This is a genomic window from Mesorhizobium sp. M7A.F.Ca.ET.027.03.2.1 (assembly GCF_003999175.1).
Classification (GTDB): domain Bacteria; phylum Pseudomonadota; class Alphaproteobacteria; order Rhizobiales; family Rhizobiaceae; genus Mesorhizobium.
In genome coordinates this window covers 1-7,772 of sequence record NZ_RZOM01000174.1, presented here as the reverse complement: position 1 = coordinate 7,772, position 7,772 = coordinate 1, and the positions used below count along the sequence as shown (strand labels likewise).

Genomic DNA, 7,772 nt, shown 5'->3' with positions numbered 1-7,772 from the left:
CGGCTGATGCACATCCCGCTGGCTTTCGGCCTGATCGGCGCCGGCGGCAAGCCTGTGCCATATAGCGGCGTCGAAGGCGCCAGCGTCGAGGACGGCGTCATCCATATCCGCAAGCGTCGCCACATGGTGCGGTTTTCAGGCGTCACCGAGCGCCCGGCCGTGTCGCTCAACCGCGGCTTTTCGGCGCCGGTGACATTGTCCGTCGAGCAGAAAGCCGACGACCAGTTCTTTCTCGCCCGCCATGACAGCGACGCCTTCTCGCGCTGGCAGGCCTTCAATACATTGCTGACTGATGCACTGATCACCGCCTTCCGCGAGATCCTCGGCGGCAAGCAGCCGGCCTTTGCGCCGCGGCTGATCGAACTCGCCGGCAGCATCGCCGGCGACGAGACGCTGGAGCCGGCCTATCGAGCACTGGCGCTGGCATTGCCCGGCGAAGCCGACATCGCCCGCGACATCGGCCGGAACATCGACCCCGATGCTATCTATGCGGCTCGCGAGGCACTGGCGTTGGCGATCGGCACTGCGAACCGGGACGTTTTTTCGGGCCTTTACCGCGGCCTTGCCGACAAAGCAGCGTTCAGCCCCGACGCGGCGAGCGCCGGACGACGCGCCTTGCGCAACACCTTGCTGGATTATCTGTCGCTGCAGCCGGGCGGAGCAGCACTCGCCGCCGGGCATTTCCAGTCGGCGACCAACATGACCGACCGCGCGGCAGCACTTGCCGTGCTTGCGCATCGTCACCACGGTTCGGCCGAGGCGGTCGAGGCGCTGGCGGCTTTCGAGACGACCTATGGATCCGACCCGCTGGTCATGGACAAATGGTTCCAGATCCAGGCCAGCGTTCCGGGACCGCAAACCGTCGACACCGTGAAGGCCCTGACCAACCACCCGGCCTTCTCGATGGGCAATCCGAATCGAGTTCGCTCGCTGATCGGCACCTTCTCCAGCGCCAACCAGACCGGCTTTCATCGTGCTGACGGCGAAGGCTACTGGTTCTTTGCCCAGACTGTGCTCGAGGTTGAAAAGCGCAACCCGCAAGTGGCGGCCAGGCTGGCGACGGCGCTCAGATCGTGGCGTTCGCTCGAACCTTTGCGGCAGGCCAAGGCCAGGGAAGCGCTGCTGTCGATCGCCGGCGCCGAAAACCTGTCGGCGGATCTGCGGGATATTGTCGAGCGCACGCTGGCGTAGGAGCCTTTCCTAGCTACCGGCGCCTGGCATAGCGTCGGTAAAAGCGATTATTTTAGTCGATTTTTAATCTTTTTTGGCCGGACCACTGGACAAGGCGAATCACCTTTGATTCTTTACTGACGATTCGGAAGTGCGGCGTTTGCCGGATCACCAAGCAGCATAGGCAATTCGGGGAGTGCCATTTATGGCGAAGGCGGACGCGTGGGGCGCGCCCGGACGGACGGTTTTTGCGCATCGCGAGACGCGCGGCGACGGTCTTGCCGGGAATACGCGGCTCATCGCCGAACCGGCCTACCGGCGGCTTCTGGCCGCCGAGCCGCTGCTGCGCCGATCAATACCCGTCCTCATCATCACCTTCCTGATCGTCATCGCGGCGCTGCGCGTGCTGTCGCTGATGAACGAGCGCGACGATGTCGAGCGCAATGCCAAGGCGATCCTGACGCTGGCGGCGGGCCAGCTGGCCAGTTCGCTCGCCACAACCTCGGAAACGGTGCCCGGCGCCATACAGGATCTGCTGGAGACCACCAGCCGTCAGGGCGCGATGGGCCGCAGCCATGTGCTTGTCATCACCGACAGCGCTTTCAAGATCGTCGCGGTGACGCCGCGCTCGATGCCATGGCAGGGCCATTCGCTCGACGGCCTCGTCGAGGGCGGCCAGCCCTTGTTCATGTTCGGCGATCGTGCCGGCGTCATGGACGTCAACATCGACGGACGGGATTGGTACGCGGCGGTCAGCCTGGCGAATGGCGGAAAGGGTGCATCGGCGGCCCTGGTGCCACAGGACGCGGTTTTCGATGCATGGCGCAAGACTGTTTCGCTGAACGTCACCCTGTTCGTGCTGACGGCCGGTGTGCTGATCGTCATCCTCTATGCCTATTTCGGCCAGGCGGCGCGTGCGCAGGCGGCTGACCGTATCTACCTCGAAGCGCATCAGCGCATCGACATGGCGCTGGTGCGCGGCCGCTGCGGCCTGTGGGACTGGGACATGGTGCGCGGCAAGATGTACTGGTCACGCTCGATGTATGACATGCTCGGCTACAAGCCCTGCGACACGATGCTGTCCTTCGGCGAGGTCGACCAGATCATCCATCCCGAGGACGGCGATCTGTTCGAGCTCGCCAACAGAATCGTCGCACGCGAGATCGACCACATCGACCAGGTGTTCCGCATGCGCCATGCGGACGGCCAATGGGTCTGGATGCGCGCACGGGCACAGGTCATCGATCCGGAAGCGCCGGAGATCCAGCTGATCGGCATTGCCGTCGACGTCACCGAACAGCGTCATCTGGCGCTGCGTTCTGAGGCTGCCGACCTTCGCCTCAGAACGGCGATCGAGAACATCAACGAATCCTTCGTGCTGTGGGATTCGACGCAGCGCCTGATCATGTGCAATTCCAAATACCAGCAGGACAACGGGCTTTCGGACCGCGACGTGATGCCGGGCACCGCGCGCGCGGCGCTGGAAGAACGCATGCTGGCCTTTGCTTCCGAACGGCGCCTTGCCCACACCAGCGGCCTGCAAGGCGGCGCCACTTTCGAGCGGCAGCTGGCCGACGGCCGCTGGCTGCAGGTCAACGAACTGAAGACCCGGGACGGCGGCATCGTCTCGGTCGGCTCCGACATCACCCAGATCAAGCTGCACCAGGAGAAGCTGGTCGACAGCGAGCGGCGGCTGATGGCAACGATCCATGATCTCAGCCTCGCGCGGCGGGCCGAGGAGGAGCGTTCGCGCGAACTGGTCGACCTCAACCGCAAATACATGAAGGAAACCGAACGGGCCGAAGCGGCGAACCGGGCCAAATCCGAATTCCTGGCCAACATGTCGCATGAGTTGCGCACGCCGCTGAACGCGATCATCGGCTTCTCCGAACTGATGGAGCAAGGGCTGTTCGGCCCACTCGGATCGGAGCGCTACGAGGAATATGCCACCGACATCAACAGCAGCGGCAAATATCTGCTGGGCGTCATCAACGATATTCTCGACATGTCCAAGATCGAGGCTGGCCAGTTCTCTCTGGACCGGGAAGAAATCGACCTCGGCCCGCTGATCAGCGAAACCGTACGCGTCGTTTCGCTGCAGGCGGCGCAAAAGGCCATCACCGTGGAAACGCGCATTGCCGATGCGCTGACGCTGGTCGCCGATCGCCGTGCGATCAAGCAGATCGTCATCAACCTTTTGTCCAATGCGGTGAAGTTCACCGGCCAGGGCGGCCACATATCGGTCAGGGCCCGCAACACATCCGGTGCGCTGGTGCTGACGATCGAGGACAATGGCTGCGGCATCCCCAAGGAGGCGCTCGGCAAGCTCGGACGGCCCTTCGAGCAGGTGCAGAACCAGTTCTCCAAGAGCCATGCCGGGTCTGGCCTTGGCCTTGCCATCTCACGTTCGCTGGCCGAGCTTCAGGGCGGCGCGCTGAAGATCCGGTCGAGCGAAGGTGTCGGCACGATCGTGTCGGTGCGCATTCCGGTGAAGAGGGCCGTGCTGGCGATCAAGGTTGCAGCGTGAGATTTTCCGCCGGCTCTATCTCTTTGCTTGAGCATCGGATTTCCCCAAACAGGGTCTCATTTTTGTCCGATACTCCGAACGATCGCTTCACGGTCATCCCGTACGAAGCAAAAGGTCGAAGTCCTTCCTGACCTTCTGCGATGTCTCCTTGAGGTGTGCTTCCAGCACACCGAAATCCGGCAAGTCGGTCACCGCCAGAAGCAGATCCGAAAGCCCCGGCGGAACGTCGTCGCGCTCAAAGGCTCCGGTGAGGCACAGCCGCGTCATCTGGGTCAGTGCAAGATAGAGCGCGTAGGCGTCGCCAAGCTCCTGCCTGATCCCGGCATCGGCGAAGCCCGGTGCGAGGCGCGACAGGATCTCGGCGGTGCCGGTGGCGCGGCGTCCGGTCTCGACCTGCCCGGTAATGACGGCCACCTGGGCGATGAATTCCAGATCGATCAATCCTCCGGGAATAAGCTTGATGTCCCAGAGATCGCGCGGCGGCTTTTCCTTCTGGATCATAGCCCGCATGTCCGCCGCCTCGGCCATCACCTTTGCAGCATCGCGCGGCTGGCCCAGCACCGCCGCTACTTCCGCTTCAACCTCGCCACACAGGCTGGCGTCGCCAGCAATGGCGCGGGCGCGGACCAGCGCCATGTGTTCCCAAGTCCAGGCTTCCTGGCGCTGGTATTTCTTGAAGGCATCGATATGGGTGGCCACCGGTCCCTTGTTGCCGGACGGCCGCAGGCGCAGGTCGAGTTCGTAGAGCACCCCCTCCGCCGTCGGCGCGGACACCGCCGCGATCAGCCTTTGCGTCATGCGGGTGTAGTAATGCGAAGGTGCCAGCGGCTTGTCGCCATCGGACTCTTCGGCATCCGACGCGTGGTCGTAGAGCAGGATCAGGTCGACGTCCGATCCGGCGGTCAGCTCGCGGCTGCCAAGCTTGCCCATACCGAGCAGCGCAACCACGCCGCCGGCAATGGTGCCGTGGCGGGCCGCGAATTCGGCCGTCACCGCCTGCAACGCAGCCTCGATGGTGAGATCCGCCAGATCAGAAAAGGCGCGGCCGGCCCGCGCCGGATCGATCGAGCCGGCGAGCAGCCGGACACCGATCAGGAATTTCTGCTCGGAGGCAAAAATGCGCAGCCGGTCGAGCACATCCTCGTACAGCCGGTCGCCCTCGACGAAGGCGGAAAGCCGCGCCGACAGATAGGCGCGGTCGGGTAATTCGGTGAGCAAGGCCGGGTCGAGCAAACCATCGAAGACATGCGGCCTGCGGGTGATGATCGCCGCCAGCCGGGGGGCGGCCCCCATGATCGTCGCCAGAAGCTTCAGCAGGGCAGGATTGGACTGCAGCAGGGAGAACAGCTGGATGCCAGCCGGCAGGCCGGCGAGAAACTCGTCGAAGCGCATCAGAGCTTCGTCGGCCCGGCGCGTCTGGCCGAAGGCGCGCAGCAGCGCCGGCGTCAGTTCCGTCAGCCGCTCGCGTGCCTCCGCCGACTGGGTGAGGCGATAGCGGCCGAAATGCCAGCCACGGATGACGCGGCAGATGTCGCTTGGCCGCTGAAAACCGAGCCCGTGCAAGGTGTGCAGCGTATCGGGATCGTCCACATCGCCGGTGAAGACCAGGTTGCCGATGCCGGTCGACAGTTCGGGTGCTGTTTCGAACAGTGCCGCGTAGTGACGTTCGACCTGCTGCAGCGAGGCACGGAACGCTTGAGAAAAGGCAGAAGCATCGGCAAAGCCGAGCATGCGTGCGATACGCTCCAAGCCTTCATCATCTTCCGGCAGCGTGTGCGTCTGCTCGTCGGCAACCATCTGCACGGCATGCTCGACGCGGCGCAGGAACCAGTACTGGCGGGCAAGCGCATCGCGCGCCTCGGCGGTGATCCAGCCGCGGGTCGCAAGCTCGCCGAGCATCGGCACGGTCTCGCGGCCACGCAGTTCAGGGAAGCGTCCGCCGGCGATGAGCTGCTGGGTCTGGACGAAGAACTCGATCTCTCGAATGCCGCCGCGGCCAAGCTTGACGTTGTGGCCCTTGACCGCAATCTCGCCATGGCCCTTGTGGGCGTGGATCTGGCGCTTGATCGAATGGACGTCGGCAATCGCCGCGTAGTCCATGTATTTGCGCCAGATATAGGGCTGCAACTCCTTGAGGAAGGCCGCACCCGCGGCCAGATCGCCTGCCACCGGGCGTGCCTTGATCATCGCGGCGCGCTCCCAGTTCTGGCCGCGCGCCTCGTAGTAGCGCAGTGCCGCCTCGACCGGGATCGCCAGCGGTGTCGAACCGGGGTCTGGGCGCAGTCTCAGATCGGTGCGGAAGACATAACCGTATTCGGTGCGGTCCTGCAGGATGCGCACCAGGCGGCGCGTCAGCCTCGAAAACAACTCGGTGGCGTCGAGCGGATCGACGACGGCGGGCGCTTCCGGATCGAAGAAAACCACCAGATCGATGTCGGAGGAAAAATTCAGCTCATGCGCGCCGAGCTTGCCCATGGCGAGCAGGATCCAGCCCGACTGTTTCGACGGATTGCCGACATCCGGCAGTTTGAGTTTGCCCTGGCCATGCGCGTCGCGCAGCAGGAAGTCGACGGCCGCACGGGTACAGGCGTCTGCGAGGTCGCTCAACCGCCGGACCGTCAGCGCCGTTTCGGCTTCGCCGGCAAGATCGGCCAGCGCGATGAGGAAATGCGCCTCCGCCTTCCACTGGCGCAGCTCCATCATCAAGCCGGATTCCGAGACTGCTTCGGCTGGATGCACCTGGTCGATGGCGGCGCCGATCACCTTCAGCCGAGCCTCGATCGTCTGCTCGAACAGCCCGTCCAGGATTTGCGGCCGGCGACGTGCGGTATCGCGCAGGAACGGCGACAGATCGAAGACGGCGGCAAGGAAATCCTGGCCCTCGCCCTTGCCGGCCAGGAACTTGGCCAGCCGCGTCAGTCCTTCTTCGCGTGCCGCGGAAGCGATCTCGGCCAGTTCCAGCCGCGCACGGTCTTCGTCCAGCGGAGCCAGGCTGGTCGCCGGCTTCAGCAGCCAATCTTTCGCCCTCGCAGCCGTGCTCATCAGTGATCCTCCCGTGCTGGGAAACTCATGACCACGGATAATCCGGGATTGCCAGGCAAGAGTTCAAGCCGGCCATTGTGGAACGTCATGACCGCCTTGGCGAGGCTGAGGCCAAGACCGGAACCCGGCTGCGAACGGCTCTTCTCCAGCCGCACGAAACGTTCCGTGGCGCGCGCGCGGTCGCCATCATCCGGAATGCCGTGTCCATTGTCGGCAACCGACAGGCGAACGTCCGCACCGGCTCGCTCGAGCGTGACGCGCACCGCCGGCTGGGCATTGGCGCCGGTGGAATATTTGATGGCGTTGTCGACGATGTTCGACAGCGCCTGGCCGATCAGTTCGCGGTTGCCGTTGACGGACACCGCCTCGCGCGCGTCTGCTTCCAGCGACACGCCTGCCTCTTCCGCCACCGGCTCGTAGAGTTCGACGACATCGCGCACGGCCTCCGCCAGATCGACGCGGTTGGTGTTCTCCGAGGAGTAGCCAGCCTCCAGCCGGGAAATCATCAGGATGGCGTTGAAGGTTTTTATCAACTGGTCCGACTCGGCAATGGTGCCTTCCAACGCCTGCCGGTAGTCGGTGGGCTTTTGCTTGCCCGAAAGCGTCGCTTCGGCCCGGTTGCGGAGCCGGGTCAGCGGCGTCTTTAGATCATGCGCGATGTTGTCGGAAACCTGCTTCAAGCCTTCATTCAGCGTGGCGATCCTGGCCAGCATGGCATTGAGATTTTCGGAGAGCCGGTCGAACTCATCGCCAACCCCCGTCACCGGCAGCCTGCCCGACAGATCGCCGCCCATGATGCGGCGGCTGGCTTCCGACACGCTGTCGATGCGCTTCAGCGCGGCGCGACCGACAAAAAACCAGATCAGCAATCCGCCCAGCCCCATCATGCCGAGCGCCAGCATCAGCGCACGGCGGATGACCGCACGAAACCGCTCCGGCTCGCCAAGGTCGCGGCCGACCAGCATGATCATCTGGTTCGGCAGCCGCAGCACCAGTGCAATGGCGTTGTGGCCCTTTTCGCCCTGCGCCTGCG

Annotated in this window: 4 protein-coding genes; 2 read left to right on the top strand and 2 right to left on the bottom strand. The window is 64.2% G+C overall.

The window, feature by feature from the left end; translation table 11 throughout:
• Together EN750_RS10465 and EN750_RS10460 are read left to right on the top strand one after the other, a co-directional pair.
• Positions 1-1,191 (top strand): DUF3458 domain-containing protein (locus EN750_RS10465; RefSeq protein ID WP_127396375.1); only part of this gene is annotated, 1,191 nt, incomplete at its 5' end.
• A 184-nt stretch (positions 1,192-1,375) separates the two neighbouring features.
• The gene (locus EN750_RS10460; protein ID WP_127396374.1) at positions 1,376-3,697 is read left to right on the top strand and encodes a PAS domain-containing sensor histidine kinase; all 2,322 of its coding nucleotides are present in this window, start codon (positions 1,376-1,378) and stop codon (positions 3,695-3,697) included.
• A 93-nt stretch (positions 3,698-3,790) separates the two neighbouring features.
• Here the strand turns inward: EN750_RS10460 and EN750_RS10455 are convergent, their stop codons facing one another.
• Both EN750_RS10455 and EN750_RS10450 read right to left on the bottom strand, forming a co-directional pair.
• Complete coding sequence (locus EN750_RS10455; RefSeq protein ID WP_127396373.1) at positions 3,791-6,739, bottom strand: bifunctional [glutamine synthetase] adenylyltransferase/[glutamine synthetase]-adenylyl-L-tyrosine phosphorylase; 2,949 nt, start codon at positions 6,737-6,739, stop codon at positions 3,791-3,793.
• Positions 6,739-7,772: HAMP domain-containing sensor histidine kinase (locus EN750_RS10450; RefSeq protein ID WP_145967539.1), on the bottom strand; the 1,034-nt coding region annotated here is incomplete at its 5' end. The genes EN750_RS10455 and EN750_RS10450, both read right to left, overlap by 1 nt.